This is a genomic window from Pseudoalteromonas rhizosphaerae, assembly GCF_028885455.1.
Lineage (GTDB): Bacteria > Pseudomonadota > Gammaproteobacteria > Enterobacterales > Alteromonadaceae > Pseudoalteromonas > Pseudoalteromonas rhizosphaerae.
The window spans coordinates 549085-563159 of sequence record NZ_CP118496.1; the positions used below are offsets into that span (position 1 = coordinate 549085).

13 protein-coding genes are annotated in these 14075 nt (G+C 41.1%); 7 read left to right on the forward strand and 6 right to left on the reverse strand.

Going from position 1 to position 14075, the window contains the following annotated elements:
* The first annotated feature begins 5 nt into the window (after positions 1–5).
* From PVK79_RS02515 to PVK79_RS02545, 7 genes are all read left to right on the forward strand, one after another.
* Positions 6–908 (forward strand): DUF2914 domain-containing protein, encoded by a 903-nt coding sequence (locus tag PVK79_RS02515; protein WP_145239940.1) that lies wholly within the window; start codon positions 6–8, stop codon positions 906–908.
* Positions 909–970: 62 nt separating this feature from the next.
* Positions 971–1909, forward strand: coding sequence for a hydroxymethylbilane synthase (hemC, locus tag PVK79_RS02520; protein ID WP_149982317.1), 939 nt, complete (start codon positions 971–973; stop codon positions 1907–1909).
* On the forward strand, positions 1910–3775 hold the full coding sequence (locus PVK79_RS02525; protein ID WP_257325237.1) for a uroporphyrinogen-III C-methyltransferase: 1866 nt from the start codon (positions 1910–1912) through the stop codon (positions 3773–3775).
* Positions 3772–4881: a heme biosynthesis HemY N-terminal domain-containing protein gene (locus PVK79_RS02530; protein WP_182717471.1), complete on the forward strand. Its 1110-nt coding sequence runs from the start codon at positions 3772–3774 to the stop codon at positions 4879–4881. The genes PVK79_RS02525 and PVK79_RS02530 overlap by 4 nt, the downstream gene beginning before the upstream one ends.
* A gap of 38 nt (positions 4882–4919) precedes the next feature.
* A complete protein-coding gene (locus PVK79_RS02535) occupies positions 4920–7613 on the forward strand; it encodes a CHASE domain-containing protein (RefSeq protein ID WP_257325238.1) in 2694 nt (897 codons plus the stop codon).
* A 125-nt stretch (positions 7614–7738) separates the two neighbouring features.
* Complete coding sequence (gene add, locus PVK79_RS02540; RefSeq protein WP_145239932.1) at positions 7739–8746, forward strand: adenosine deaminase; 1008 nt, start codon at positions 7739–7741, stop codon at positions 8744–8746.
* A gap of 133 nt (positions 8747–8879) precedes the next feature.
* Positions 8880–9890: a hypothetical protein gene (locus PVK79_RS02545; RefSeq protein ID WP_257325239.1), complete on the forward strand. Its 1011-nt coding sequence runs from the start codon at positions 8880–8882 to the stop codon at positions 9888–9890.
* Between the two features lie 71 nt (positions 9891–9961).
* Here the strand turns inward: PVK79_RS02545 and PVK79_RS02550 are convergent, their stop codons facing one another.
* The 6 genes from PVK79_RS02550 to ubiD form a co-directional block, all read right to left on the reverse strand.
* A complete protein-coding gene (locus tag PVK79_RS02550) occupies positions 9962–10369 on the reverse strand; it encodes a CBS domain-containing protein (RefSeq protein ID WP_145239928.1) in 408 nt (135 codons plus the stop codon).
* 108 nt (positions 10370–10477) lie between these two features.
* On the reverse strand, positions 10478–11047 hold the full coding sequence (locus tag PVK79_RS02555) for a helix-turn-helix transcriptional regulator (RefSeq protein WP_257325240.1): 570 nt from the start codon (positions 11045–11047) through the stop codon (positions 10478–10480).
* A gap of 3 nt (positions 11048–11050) precedes the next feature.
* A complete protein-coding gene (locus PVK79_RS02560) occupies positions 11051–11191 on the reverse strand; it encodes an HTH domain-containing protein (RefSeq protein ID WP_257325241.1) in 141 nt (46 codons plus the stop codon).
* A gap of 29 nt (positions 11192–11220) precedes the next feature.
* Complete coding sequence (locus PVK79_RS02565) at positions 11221–11544, reverse strand: hypothetical protein (RefSeq protein ID WP_257325242.1); 324 nt, start codon at positions 11542–11544, stop codon at positions 11221–11223.
* Positions 11545–11646: 102 nt separating this feature from the next.
* The gene (gene fre / locus PVK79_RS02570; RefSeq protein ID WP_145239924.1) at positions 11647–12360 is read right to left on the reverse strand and encodes an NAD(P)H-flavin reductase; all 714 of its coding nucleotides are present in this window, start codon (positions 12358–12360) and stop codon (positions 11647–11649) included.
* Between the two features lie 86 nt (positions 12361–12446).
* Positions 12447–13913, reverse strand: a complete 1467-nt coding sequence (gene ubiD / locus PVK79_RS02575; protein WP_145239922.1) for a 4-hydroxy-3-polyprenylbenzoate decarboxylase — start codon at positions 13911–13913, stop codon at positions 12447–12449.
* Between the last annotated feature and the right edge of the window lie 162 nt (positions 13914–14075).

Consider the following 14075-nt stretch of genomic DNA (forward strand, 5'->3'; position numbering starts at 1 on the left):
CTAAAATGAAACAAAAAATAGTGATCACTGCAAGTATGAGTCGAGAGGCTGCACCTATCGCGCCTGAGGTAACCTATCAATGGCATTGGCAGCGCATTGTTACCGTTACGTTACTGATGATATTTGCGTTAGTTATTTTTACTTATAGCCTGTTGAGCTCCGTAAATGCTGAGCAAAATGATCAACAACAACCCCTTGATAGCCCCGAGTCTGTTGCACAGACAAGCGAAGAAGACGCGCCTTTAGCATCTTCAACAACGGTAGCAGACAATACAGAGTTTGAGGTAGTCAGCGAAGCGTCGACACTCACTGATATTAATGCTGATGATGGTAATGATGCTAGTGTAGTGGATGATAAAAGTGAATCGCTAGAAATGGCGATGATAACTGATAGCCCAGAGCAGCAAATTGTTGATAGTAATCAGCCCGAACAAAGCCAAGCACTTGCAGCTAATACTATTGTTGCTACAAATACCAATAATGAGCCAGTAGAAAGTGACGTTAGTGCGGAGCAACCAGATAGTTTTGCTACATCCGCACATATTGCCAGCGTTGCTCTTGGTGCAAAAATTGATACCGACAAAGTAAGCCGCGCAGTATTGACCCGTGAAGTGGTTGATCGTGAGCCCGTTAATGTTTTTAAAGCGGATGTGCGTTTAAATGAATTTACTGAAACAATGGCATTTTTTAGTGAGCTTAAAAATATGCAAGGGCAGACGGTCAAGCATGTTTGGCGCTATGAAAATGAAGTGCTAGCTAGTATTGAGCTTGGTGTAACGTCTCCTCGGTATCGCACTTACTCTAATAAAACTATTTTACCTGAACAAGTTGGCAACTGGCGTGTTGATGTTGTTGACGAACAGGGCCATTTATTGGCACAAAAAGAATTTCGCATTTTAGCTGAGTAAGTGTTTATTCACCTTTAGGCTCAGCAAAGAAAATTAATTGGACTCCTTTTATGACTGAAAACGTGACAAAAAAACCTCAACTTATTCGTATCGCTACGCGTAAAAGTGCATTAGCACTGTGGCAGGCTGAATTTGTAAAGGCACAGCTAGAGCATTTCCATGCCGGCATTACTGTTGAGCTAGTACCAATGTCGACACAAGGAGATATTATTCTTGATACACCACTTGCAAAAATCGGTGGCAAAGGACTATTTGTTAAAGAGCTTGAGCAGGCCATGTTAGATGGCCGTGCAGATATCGCTGTGCATTCAATGAAAGATGTACCTGTTGATTTTCCTGAAGGGTTAGCACTGCATACAATTTGTGAACGTGAAGATCCACGCGATGCATTTGTGTCAAATACCTTTGCCAACATTGCACAGCTACCACAAGGTGCTATTGTTGGTACATCGAGTTTGCGTCGTCAGTGTCAAATTCGTGAACTGCGTCCTGATTTAGAAATTCGTGATTTACGCGGTAACGTCAATACTCGCCTAGCTAAGCTTGATGATGGCCAATATGATGCGATTATTTTAGCTGCTGCTGGATTAATTCGTTTACAGATGCATGACCGTATTAAAGCATTTATTGAACCAGAAGAATCGTTACCAGCGAATGGTCAGGGCGCTGTAGGTATTGAATGCCGTATTGATGACGAGGTTACCCAAGCGTTACTTGCACCACTTGAGCATAACGAGACACGTATTCGTGTTAATGCCGAACGTGCAATGAATCGCCGTTTAGAAGGTGGTTGCCAAGTGCCAATTGGCGCTTATGCTTTAGTTGATGGCGAGCAAGTACATTTACGTGGTTTAGTGGGCGCAATTGATGGCAGCGAAATTTTACGCGCTGAGATCAGTGGTAAAGCAATTGATGCTGAACAGCTTGGTGTGCAACTGGCTGAACAGTTACTTGCTTTAGGCGCAGATAAAATTTTAGCTGAAGTATATAGAGACGCATAAATGTCACAGATCCTGATAACTCGCCCACATGGAAAAGGCGCCGACCTTGCAGAGCAACTGTCGCAAGGGGGTTATCAGGCGACTTTATTTCCGGTTTTGAAAATTGATTACTTAACCCCAGATAATACTCAACTGACCCCTTTACTGAATGCAGATAAAATTATTTTTATCTCCCAAGATGCTGTCAAAGCATTGTTGGCACTTAAACCCGATATCAATACTAAAGCGCAATTTTATGCCGTAGGTGAACAAACGGCAGAAGCCATTTGGCAGGCATTTGGCGTACGAGCAGCCGTGCCTAAACTGCATGATTCTGAAGGATTACTGGCTTTAAAATCATTACAGCAAGTTGATGGTCTAAATATAGTGTTGGTCAAAGGTAAAGATGGCCGAGCAACGATTGCAAAAAACTTAAAGCAACGTGGGGCATTTTTAAATAATTTAGTGGTTTATCAACGAGGCCCTGTAGAAGGTAATGCAACTGACTGGCTAGACCACTGGCAAAGCCTTGATGTTAAAGGTATAGTCATAACAAGTAATGCGGCAGTTGATGCGATTTTTCGTGAACTGGGCGCAAAACAATTAGAGTGGATCAGACAGTGCCAGTTTTATGTTGCCAGTGCTCGCATTAGTGAATACCTTGCGGCGCAACAGATTGACTCGGCAAATATACACATTGCTGCAGGTGCAAGCGATAGCGCTATGTTTACTTGTATTAGCGAAGGTAACATTATGAGTGAAGATACAAAGCCAACATCACAGCTTGCTGACCCTAAAGCAACGCCAAGCAGTTCAACCAAGGCGAGTGCTAAGGTTGCAGACTCTCCTTCGGCAACAAAAAAAGACTTTGCTATGAAACAAGAAACGAACCAAAACAACAAACAAAAAATAAGTAAAACTGGCAGCTTAGCATTACTTATCTCGTTGATTGTGGCCTCTGGTGTTGGTTTTCAGTTTTACCAAAAACTTCATACACAACAGCAAGCAAATCTGTTAGTTAATCAGTTATCAGCTGACAACCAATTACTCGGTAAAGAGCTGCAAGCAGTGAAAGTTGCGCAGCAAACCTTGCAACAAGCGCTGTTTAATAGTGAGCAAAAAGTTGCTGCTAGCTTAGCTGAAAATGCAGATAACACGGCAAAACAATTAGCAGCCGCCTTGCAGCGTGCAGAGCAACAAACATATAGTCTTAATCCACAAGAGGTGACTAGTTTGCAGCGTATGGCTGAGTTTAAACTGTGGGCTGAGCATGATTATAATGGAGCGGCGGCAGTATTAACTCGATTAGATACGTTATTAGCAGAGCATCCAGGAACTGGCGCTATTCGCCAAGCAATATATCAAGATTTGCAAGCGCTTAGCACTGTTGAGCCGGTTGCAATAGAAGCAATTTATTTAAAGCTGCACGGTGTACTTGGGCAAGTAGATAAGCTCGTTTTCAATGCGGTGGCATTACCACAAGAAGTAGATCAAAAAGAGCAACATGTATTGAGCGAAAACGTTAGTGATTGGCAGCAAAATTTAGCTAATTCGTGGCAGCAATTTAAAGATAACTTTATTAAAATTCGCCAACGTGAAGATATCGCTATTGAACCTTTATTGACAGAGTACGAGCGTCATTTGATCCAACAGCGATTAAGTTTATATTTATCGCAAGCTCAAGATGCGCTTTTGACTAAACAAGCCAGTATTTATTTTACTGCTCTGAGTCAAGCCGAAGTATTAGTAAAAGATTATTTCCAACATGATGAAGCACTAACTAAAAGTACGCTTAAAGCGCTGCAGGAGTTGAGCAAAGAGCAGTTAAACTTTAGTCCAGCTATCACTTTGCAAAGTACTGAGCAGATCAAGGAGTGGGCAAAATGATCCGCTTAATATTGGTTATTTTAGCAGTTGCTGTATTACTTGCTTTATCGCCTATGTTAATAGGTGAAGTGGGTTATGTATTAATTTCGTTTAATAAAACTACTATTGAAGGGTCTATCGTTGCTTTTTGCGCGACCATTTTGGTTATCGCGCTGGGTTTGTATTTAACTTATAAGCTTATTCGTTATATTTTGTCTTTATACAGCAATACTCGCCATCGTTTTTTTGCCCGTAGTGAGGAGCGTAAACAAGCTGCGATTGAACAAGCTGTATGGAGTCTGATCAGTGGTGATAGCGAACAGCTAGAACTGGCATTGGGAAACAATAGCGTGGCTGATAATTGGCAAGATGTGCGCTATGCGTTATTAGCTAAAGCGGCTTTACAAAATAATGACACAAGCAAAGCGATTGGATTACTTGACCAAATTTCACCAGAAAACCAACTAAAAGCGGCTAAACTCTGGTTAGCCAGTGGTGATTGCAGCACAGTAAGCAGTGAATTAAAAGCGTTAGCGGAAGCTAAAAAAGCCACCGCGCTGGAGCTGAAATTGTATGCCGAAGTACTTGTGCAACAGCAAAAATGGACTGCGCTTGAGCAGTTTATGCCGCGTTTACTAAGTAAAAAAGCGTTAACAGATAGCCAATGGTCGATATTATTAACCACCTACTTTATGGCACAGCCAGAATCGCAATTAACCGATAAGTATCAGCAACTATCTAAAAACGTAAAAGTAAAAGCGCATAGCTGTTACTTAGCTGCGATGGCAAAAGCTGGGCGTTTAAATGAGATTGAATTAAGTTTACTTAAAATGCTGAAAAAACCAGAGCAGCATATTGAGCTTGCACATATATTAAAAGTGTCCGCCCCTGGAGACGCATTAAAGTTACAGGCGAGTTTACAAGATACTTTAAAAAAAGAGCCGGATAATCAAGCATTGTTACTGGCACTTGCATGCTTAGCTAATGCTCATGGTGAGTATGAGCTTGCTGCTCGGGTGTTCGATAAAGCGTTAAACACAGAGAACAGCAAAGAATATTTAGTACAAGCACAGCTTAGTTATAGTAAAAGCGCACAACCACAAAAAGCACTCGACCTTTATTTGTAATTACAGTTAGTTGAGGCCTGAATAGGAGCGCCAGAGCATTGCAAAATATATTTACTCTGACGTTTGGTTTAACCTTTGCTTATTTTATTACTGGGTTTTTCAGTAATTCGCTGCTCGCTATTGATGGTTATGCAGTGGCTTCGTGGCCACCATCAGGCATTGCCCTTGCAGGGTTTTTATTGTGCGGGCGACGCGCCTTAGTTGGGGTTTTGCTCGGTGCTTTACTCACCAATATGATTCATCTCGATCGTGTTGCTGATATTCTGCATTGGCAGGTTTTCTTACAAGCTTTAGCTGTCTCTTTTGCAGCCGTTTTGCAGGCCTGGGTAGGCTGCTATTGCATCGTTAAAATAATTAAAGCTCCGCTAGATTTATCCTCTTTAAAACACAGTGTACAAAGCTTGATCATTGCAGGGCCTGCTTGCTGTGTGATTGCTGCAGCGATAGGCACTAGCTTATTGGTGTCCAATAATATAATACCGATACATACCGCTTTTGATAACTTTGTGGCGTGGTGGATTGGCGACAGTATTGGGGTGTTAATTTTTACACCGTTAATATTGGCGGCTTTTAATTACGATCAGATGCGTCATCGCTTACAAGTAATTTTACCTTCACTCCTTATTTATGTCGTTATAAGTATTAGCTTTTATGCTGCGGCAAGTGTGAAAAAAGACAAAGATATTCAAAAGCAAGAAGCAAAAGTAGCTGAAGTGCGGTTGGAAATAAATCATAAATTAGATGAGGTATCGGCGCATTTAGCTCTGCTTTCTACTTTTTTTGCCAGTAGTGATGAAGTCAGTTACGCTGAATTTAAGCGTTTTACTACAACTCAACTTAATTACAGCAATGAAGTACTTGCCCTAGAATGGGTGCCAAATGTACCGTTATCAACGGTTGCTCAATACCAACAACAAATTCGTCTAGAAGGCTTTAATGAATTTTATATAAAAGAGCAATCACCCCAGCAACAATGGCAGAGTGTGACGAAACGGGACAGTTATTACCCTGTACAGTATGTACATCCGATGTTGGGTAATGAAGGGGTAGTAGGTTTTGATTTAGCCTCAAATGCGCAAATCCGTAATGTGATGATGATGTCAAAAGCATTGAATGAGTTGATTATTAGCGAACCGATGAAGCTTGTACAAAGCAACAATGATGATACTGGGGTATTGTTTTTCTTTCCGGTTTTTGGTGACTTAGATATGCAAGGTGATTTTAGGGGCTTTGTAGTTGGCGTTATTAACTTAGCGCGCTTGGCTGATACTTTGCAGTTTAATCATCGCAGTCAAATAAGTATGCACTTCTACGATGTGACTGATGCGCAGCAGCGACAACTAATCTACCGCGCATCTCGCACCGATAGCGAACTGCTGAGTGAATACCAGTTAGTTATCGGGCAGCGAATTTGGCAAGTTCAGTTATTTGAACCAACAACACAAACGTCATGGATAATGTACTGGTTTGCACAAATATTAGGGATGTTATTTGTTTGGTTACTGATCACTTTTTTAATCTCAGTGACCGGCACCAATATTCAGGTGCGCGAGCAAGTTGCTCAACAAACACGAGTGTTGCGTCAAGAAAAACAAAAAGCAGATGAAGCAAGTCAAATCAAAAGCCAGTTTTTAGCGAATATGAGTCACGAAGTACGTACTCCGATCAATGGCATTAAAGGTCTGCATTATTTAGCGTTGCAGCAGCAAGATTGGCAACAAGCCCGCCATTATATTGAACAAGCTGATGGTGCGCTGAGTGTGTTGCTGCGAGTATTAAATGATGTACTCGATTTCTCTAAAATGGAAGCTGGCAAACTCGATTTAATACAAGAGCCTATCGAGTTAAATCAGCTTATTGATGAATTAGTTAATTTGGTGCAATTCGACGTTGATATTAAGTCGCTGAAATTAATATTAGAACTAGATAATAGCGCAGATCTACAGCTAGATAGCGACCCAATACGTTTAAAGCAGGTCTTGCTAAATTTATTAAATAATGCGATTAAGTTTACCGCTACAGGCACAATCACACTCAAAGTATGGAAGCAGCAAGACGTCACTTACTTTAGTGTCAGTGATACTGGTATTGGTATTAGCCAAGTAGCTCAACAGCAACTTTTTCAACCATTTGCACAAGCCGATAGCTCTACCTCGCGACAGTTCGGCGGTACAGGTTTGGGGTTAAGTATTTGCAAAAAGTTGGTTGAATTGATGGGAGGAAATATTAGTTTAGTAAGTGAGGAAGGACAAGGTTCAACTTTCACTTTTACCTTACCACGTACCTCGCCTCTCACTAAAGCCGAGCAATTAGAGCCTCTCTTTGCTGAGATTGACACGAGTACTTTATCGCTTGCTGAATTTAAGATCCTATTGGTAGAAGATAATCCGCTAAACCAACATGTTGCTACCGCTATATTAAAAACCAAAGGGTGTATTGCTGATGTTGCCAGTGACGGTTTTGAAGCCATTGAGAAGGTCTCTGAAACCCGTTATGATTTAGTGCTTATGGATATTCAAATGCCTAATATGGATGGTTTGCAAGCCACTAAAGTGATTCGTGATGAGCTATTTATACATCAGCTTCCTATTATTGCTCTGTCAGCAAATGCTCATGATGATGATGTTAAAAAAGCTCTCGCAGCTGGTATGGATGGCTATTTAACAAAACCAATCGATGCCGAAAAGCTATTTAAAACCATATGGCATTACCTACAACAGAGTACTGATTAATTTTTAGTACTTTTATCGAGCGGGGCTGACAAATGACCTCAATAATACAAACAAAATCATCTAAACTTGAATTACCGATTTAAGTGCGTATGATCCGCGCAAATTAACTGAACTGAGTGCTAATTATGATCAATAAAAAACTCCCTTTGCTAGATATCCATCGCCATTTAGATGGTAATGTCCGCGCGCAAACTATTCTTGATTTAGGTCGTCAGTTCAATATTAAGCTGCCTGCTGATAATGTTGCAGACTTAATACCGCATGTGCAAGTTATCGATCCTGAGCCTAACTTAATGGCCTTTTTACAAAAGCTTGACTGGGGCGTCACGGTATTGGGTGATTACGATGCGTGTCGGCGTATTGCCATCGAAAATATTGAAGATGCGCAAGCACAAGGTCTTGATTATGTAGAGCTGCGTTTTAGCCCTTACTACATGGCACAAAGCCAAGGCTTACATCCACAAGGTGTGGTTGAAGCTGTAGTTGATGGTATTAAAAGTGCGACTCAAAGTAGCACGGTTAAAGCTAATCTGATTGGTATATTATCACGTACTTATGGCACTAAAGTTTGCCAGCAAGAGTTAGATGCCTTACTCGCGTTTAAAAATGATTTAGTTGCAGTGGACTTAGCTGGTGATGAAATTGGCTTTCCGGGCGAGTTATTTGTCGATCACTTTAAGCAAGTACGTGATGCTTACCTTAGCGCAACGATTCACGCCGGTGAAGCTCTGGGAGCTGCCAGTATTTGGCAAGCAATCAATGAGCTAGGTGCTGAGCGTATTGGCCATGGTGTCAAAGCTATTGAAGATGCCAAGCTAATGGACTACCTACGTGATAAACGCATAGGTATTGAATCGTGCCTAACTAGTAACGTGCAAACCAGCACAGTAGCCAGTTTAGATATGCATCCACTGAAGCGCTTTTTAGATCATGGTATTTTAGCGTGTATTAATACCGATGATCCCGCAGTGGAAGGCATCGAAATTGAACATGAATACATGGTTGCAGGACCTGCTGCAGGCCTTACTCAGGCTGATATGGAAAAAGCCCAAGCCAATGCACTTGATATTGCATACTTGAGTGATGCTGAAAAACAAGCCTTACGAGATCTAAAAGCCTCGTCTACTTATTAATTTAAGTTTTATGATTGAAATGCGCTATCTAGCGCATTTTTGCAATATCAACAGGAAAGAAAAACATTTATTGCACTAGAAGAATGGCGCTTCTAAATAAAGTAAGGATGTAATTCCCTTAAAGGACCTGACTATGAAATTTTTCACGATATTTTTTACTCTTTCGATTTTAGCAAATAGTTATTTTGTAAAGGCTGAATCATTCATACCTGCGAAACTTATTAATAATCACAATACGCTAAATAAAACTCAAAGCGCCACTCGTTTAGAAGGCTGGGCTTACGTAAGTTATGTAATTGATATCGATGGTAAAGTGAGTGATATTGATATTATCGATATTTCTGATAAAGAATATTTTACTGCACGTACAAAAAAATACTTTGAAAAGCTCGAGTTTTCGCCAGCAACAGATGGGCAAGGCATTATTGCGTCTGGGCAAACGCTGTTACTTCGCTTGACTAAGGAAGGGATTGGTATTGGTAGATACGCTGTTACGCCCGGTTTTTATACTCGTTACGAGCAAGCAAGTGAGCTGCTTTCTCAGCAGCGGTTCGCTGAAGTCGAAAAATTATTGACCGATATGTCATCAGATAATGCCAAAAACTTACAAGAGCAGGCTTTACTTTATTGGATTCAAGGTCGCTATTATTACGCGCAAAAAGAGTGGGATAACTACGGTCAAAGTATCGAAAGAGCAGGCTATCTTCATACAGACTTACCACCATCACTTGCCTCTAAAACACTACAAAATTTATATAGTTGGCACTTATATAAAAATCAGTTTTTTAATGCTGGGCAAGCTATTAAGGCAATGACTCAATTAGAGAATGTTGAAATTAGCGAACAAAGCATGGATTTTTTACAGCAGCCTATAAATGAGAGTCTATCAAGTGATAAAGAGTTTAAGTTACAACAAACAATGCTTAAAGGGCAAAGTTGGGTATATCAGCCTCTAAAACTCAATTTTACAATTTCAATGAATGCTGAGCAGATTGGTGAAATAGCGCTAAGATGCGCAAATAGAGTAAACGATTTGACGTTGAGTGACGTTGTTAAAGTGACGTTAGCACCATCAGATAAAAACTGCGCAGTATTAATAAAAGCCAAAGATGCGGCGGTTATAAATATTACGGAGCACCCCTAGCTTAATTAACGCACATTAAACAAATGGCAATGCCTTGTTCGCTTAGCGTCAGGCATTGCTTGAAAAACACATTATTGCTGGCAGCTTAGGTAGTTATCAAAAAGTGCTTTGAGTACATCACTGCGTCCAATCATGCCAATTACTTTGGTGCCTTCAACAACGGGGTAATTTTTAGGTTTACCGGTTTTCATTTGCTCGGCAAGTTCCATTATGTTGGTGTCGCCGTTGACGGTTACAACCTCGGTTTGCATCAGTTGTGAAACCTTAACCACACCGTCACAAAAATAACTATTTTGCATTAACGGTTTTAGCAGTTCTTGCTCAGAAATAAAGCCCACTAAACATTTATTATCATCAAACACTGGCGCTCCCAGTAGTTTGAATTTTTGTAGTTCTGCAATTGCTGTGGTCATCTCGGTTTCAGGGGTTATATGCGGTAACTTGCGCTGCATAAAATCTTTTACTTTGGTGTTTAACATTTGGGTCTCTCCCAATTAATGAGTTATTCAAAGTATGGTTAAGGATTGGCCGTTTGTGAAATTGTTTATGTTGATTGCGCTGATAGGTAACAACAATCACAGCTAAATTTAATTATGAGCCAGACCATCAGAGTGAGTTTGGTATTTGGCTTTCACTAACTCCATATAATGCGCTAAGCTTTTTTGTGAATTAGTATCAAATACCTTGGCGAGTGGAATAATGCTTTGAATACGATCTAAGCGAAACTCTCGGTAGTCACTGCGCAACTGACAATAAGCGATAAGAGTCCACTTTGCTCCCCAATATACCAGTCCTAAAGGGTCGACAATACGCTGAGTTGGTCGTTGGTTTACATCCAGATAATGAAATTCAATGCAGGTTTTATTAGTGATGGCTTTACGAAGTATCAAAGTGGTCGTTTGGTGGCTTTTATCGTGATGAAATGCAGAGACTAAATACGGCAGCTCTGCAACGCGTTGCTTTAACTTGTTAGGCAACACTGCATTAATTTTAGTCATTGCAGTTTGAGCATTCGCCGCTAACTGTGGATCAGTCCAAGCGCTCACCATTTTACTACCTAACAACAGTGCTTGTAGCTCCTCAAGAGTAAACATCATCGGTGGTAGATCGTAATCGGTAATTAAATAGCCAGTGCCTGCCTCACCTTCAACGGGCACGCCCTAGCTCTGTAAGTGCTGAATATCGCGATAAATTGTTCGCTGAGATACCTGTAATTTATTGGCAAGTTCGTTTGCAGTGATCGCAAAGCGGCGACTCTTAAGTATGTTTACTAATTGAAATAGCCGCTCTGATTTGTGCATTGGTTATCCTTGTTTTCAAAAATACAGTGTTAGCTTTGTTGGCAAGCTGTTTGGCTAAGCACTTCAAAACGATCCTGCTTTATCGATTCTTTTGCAATGAGAGAAGTGTACTGTTGGCAAATAGCATTATCAAAAAATGTATCACGCAGTTTTTGGGCATCAGCAACCGTAGCAAAATAAATGATACTACTATATTGCTGGGTATCGGCTTGTTTAGCAAGGGAGCGGTAAAGTACGCCTGATTGGTTATCAATATAACGCTGAAAATCATTATTAGCGATGTGGAACTGCGCTAAGTTTGTATCAGTCTTTAGTTTGAAATTTACAACTTCGATTAAATTTGTGGTCATCATAGTTCTCCTTGTTTAAGAAGAGCTAAGTAAATCATAGCGGGCTGTCAGGGAGTGTCAGTAACCAGCTTACGGATAAAAATTAAGCTGGTTACTCTGGTTATACTATTTTATAAATGCAAATGCATCGGCGAACATGTTTTCGCGAATTGCACCATGTGCTAGGAAATCATCGCGCACAATACCTATCATGTCAAAACGCCCTGCCATGTAAATATCATATGGGGCAAGCGATACGATATCGTTCATCACCGCTTTATGTACGTAGCCTGTGTGGCCTGTCCAGCTAGCTGTTGGGTTTTCCACTACTGGTATAAAGGTAAAGTTTTCACGGCTATCGGCCCATGTTTGCATTTCAGTATGCGCATATAAGGCTGACTCTTCACGCACACCCCAATAGAACAATACCGGACGCTCACAACCGATTTCACTTAAATGATCAGCCATAGATTTTGCGTATGAAAACCCAGTGCCGCCAGCGAGTAAAATAATTGGACGTTCGCATTGGAGACGCAACTGTGAAATGCCTAAGCCAGCTTCAATCAACACCTGAGTTTTCTCAGCATGGGCTTGGCGAAGATGCTCTAAAGTTTGCATTGCATATGAATCAACTGCAGATGCGCCAATATGGAGTTCTAGCTCATCAGACTGTGAAGGGCGGCTGGCAATTGAAAACGCGCGCTTGTCTTTTTCGCCAAGTACTACTTGCAAATATTGGCCAGCTTCAAAGGTGACGCTTTCAACAGGTTTTAAAATTACTTTGTGAACAAATTCAGTGAGTGGGCTGATAGCGACAACTTCAGCGTGTAATGTTTGCATGTTTTACCTTAAATTAGCGGATACGCACTTTATTTGAACAATAATAACATATCCGCATAGTGAGTTTATAGCCTCTAAAAGAGCTGTTAAAGAATATCTAAGCTTTGCCAGATTTCATCGACGCGATCTTTAGTCGCTTGATCCATCACAATGGGTTCGCCCCACTCACGAGTGGTTTCGCCGGGCCATTTATTAGTGGCATCCATACCCATTTTTGAACCAAGACCTGAAACCGGTGATGCAAAGTCTAAATAATCAATCGGTGTGTTTTCAATTAGAGTAGTGTCGCGGGCGGGATCCATACGTGTAGTAATCGCCCAGATCACGTCATTCCAATCACGTGCGTTAACGTCATCATCACAGACAATGACAAACTTTGTGTACATAAACTGACGCAAGAACGACCATACCCCCATCATCACGCGCTTGGCATGACCTGGGTATTGTTTTTTCATTGTCACTATCGCCATACGATATGAACAGCCTTCTGGCGGTAGATAAAAATCGACTATCTCAGGAAATTGCTTCTGCAAAATAGGCACGAAGACTTCATTGAGTGCGACCCCTAAAATTGCCGGCTCATCTGGTGGACGACCAGTAAAAGTGCTGTGATAAATAGGATCTTTACGATGTGTCATGTGGGTCACGGTCATAACAGGGAAGTTATCAACCTCATTGTAATAACCCGTGTGATCGCCATAAGGGCCTTCAGGTGCCATTTCGCCCGGCATTATATAGCCTTCAAGAACTATTTCAGCACTGGCTGGAACTTGTAAATCATTGGATATCGACTTAACTACTTCTGTTTTGCTACCACGTAGCAAGCCGGCAAAGGCGTATTCACTCAAGGTATCTGGCACTGGCGTGACGGCACCTAGGATTGTCGCCGGATCAGCACCCAATGCTACCGATACCGGATAAGGTTGGCCTGGGTTTTCTTTACACCATTCTTGAAAATCGAGAGCACCGCCACGGTGTGATAACCAGCGCATAATGATTTTATTTTTACCGAGTAATTGTTGGCGGTAAATACCTAAGTTTTGGCGTTTTTTGAAAGGCCCTTTGGTGACGGTTAAACCCCAAGTGATTAATGGAGCCACATCACCAGGCCAGCAGTGTTGAATTGGCAGCTTAGTTAAATCAACATCATCGCCTTCTAGAATAACTTGCTGACAAGGCGCTTTTTTAACTTCTTTGGCAGGCATATTTAATACTTGCTTAAACACTGGAATTTGGCTAAATGCTTCTCTAATGCCTTTTGGTGGCTCTGGCTCTTTTAAAAATGCCAGCAACTTACCGACTTCTCGCAGTTCGCTAACGTGTTCTTTACCCATTCCCATGGCAACACGCTCTGGTGTACCAAATAAGTTAGCTAGCACGGGGATATCATAACCTTTAGGGTTTTCAAACAATAAAGCGGGTCCCTTAGCACGTAGTGTGCGGTCGGCAATTTCGGTCATTTCAAGATAAGGATCAACTTCTTGGTGAATACGCTTCAGTTCACCTTTTTTTTCTAATAAATCGATAAAATCACGTAGATCTTTGTATTTCATTGTGGGCCGCTTTAAAGCTTAAAAGACTGTTGGCATTATACTTAAATAAAGACGTTAAGCGAATTAATGAGGTGTTTTTAGAGCACATTTAAACGATCATTTTTGTTACATTATAAGGTGAGTAAGCTATAGTTTAGGACAAATGTTTGAAATGAGTTTTTG

What these genes read in the sequence shown, in the direction of transcription:
- PVK79_RS02515 (WP_145239940.1), top strand. Translation starts at nt 6, where the DNA reads ATGAAACAAAAAATAGTGATCACTGCAAGTATGAGTCGAGAGGCTGCA.
- PVK79_RS02525 (WP_257325237.1), top strand. Translation starts at nt 1,910, where the DNA reads ATGTCACAGATCCTGATAACTCGCCCACATGGAAAAGGCGCCGACCTT.
- PVK79_RS02530 (WP_182717471.1), top strand. Translation starts at nt 3,772, where the DNA reads ATGATCCGCTTAATATTGGTTATTTTAGCAGTTGCTGTATTACTTGCT.
- add (WP_145239932.1), top strand. Translation starts at nt 7,739, where the DNA reads ATGATCAATAAAAAACTCCCTTTGCTAGATATCCATCGCCATTTAGAT.
- PVK79_RS02545 (WP_257325239.1), top strand. Translation starts at nt 8,880, where the DNA reads ATGAAATTTTTCACGATATTTTTTACTCTTTCGATTTTAGCAAATAGT.
- PVK79_RS02550 (WP_145239928.1), bottom strand. Translation starts at nt 10,369, where the DNA reads ATGTTAAACACCAAAGTAAAAGATTTTATGCAGCGCAAGTTACCGCAT.
- PVK79_RS02560 (WP_257325241.1), bottom strand. Translation starts at nt 11,191, where the DNA reads ATGCACAAATCAGAGCGGCTATTTCAATTAGTAAACATACTTAAGAGT.
- PVK79_RS02565 (WP_257325242.1), bottom strand. Translation starts at nt 11,544, where the DNA reads ATGATGACCACAAATTTAATCGAAGTTGTAAATTTCAAACTAAAGACT.
- fre (WP_145239924.1), bottom strand. Translation starts at nt 12,360, where the DNA reads ATGCAAACATTACACGCTGAAGTTGTCGCTATCAGCCCACTCACTGAA.
- ubiD (WP_145239922.1), bottom strand. Translation starts at nt 13,913, where the DNA reads ATGAAATACAAAGATCTACGTGATTTTATCGATTTATTAGAAAAAAAA.